The sequence below is a fragment of the Ochrobactrum sp. XJ1 genome, assembly GCF_024701725.1.
GTDB lineage: Bacteria > Pseudomonadota > Alphaproteobacteria > Rhizobiales > Rhizobiaceae > Brucella > Brucella anthropi.
Genome location: NZ_VDGD01000067.1, coordinates 1 through 415 on the forward strand (window position 1 = coordinate 1; position 415 = coordinate 415).

Consider the following 415-nt stretch of genomic DNA (forward strand, 5'->3'; position numbering starts at 1 on the left):
CCCCGTCGCACAGGTCAGACGAACCATCTGTTTGGCGTGCCTGATGGCAGTGTCGGGAACGGGTATCAGAAGCGTGAGCGCAAATCGCGCACCGCTTACATGAACGATCCTGACGTTATCGCGCGCCGGGAGAAGGCACTGATGAGGCGGACAGCAGCCGAATAATGATCGTCAATGCACCTCAATGTCGCTTTGGGTATCCGATTCCAGCTGCAGGCAAGCTGCCCAGAGCGGCGAAGAAGCTTCAGCTGGCGGGTGATGTCGTGCATGACCCAAAGCGACGGAATGATTGTTACTAAGAAAGCTAAAGCCGAAGGGCACCTATCGACCCGCCCCCATTCCTCGCTTGCAACCCTGACCAGCCTCTCGGAATGGGTGCTGAACGTCAGCGCCTGTCGCATCCCTAACTTGCTGA

Annotated in this window: 1 pseudogene; it reads left to right on the forward strand. The window is 57.6% G+C overall.

The features are described 5' to 3' along the window. Positions 1 to 165, forward strand: a pseudogene (locus FG152_RS27175) (ISNCY family transposase); the annotation flags it as partial. Positions 166 to 415 lie beyond the last annotated feature (250 nt).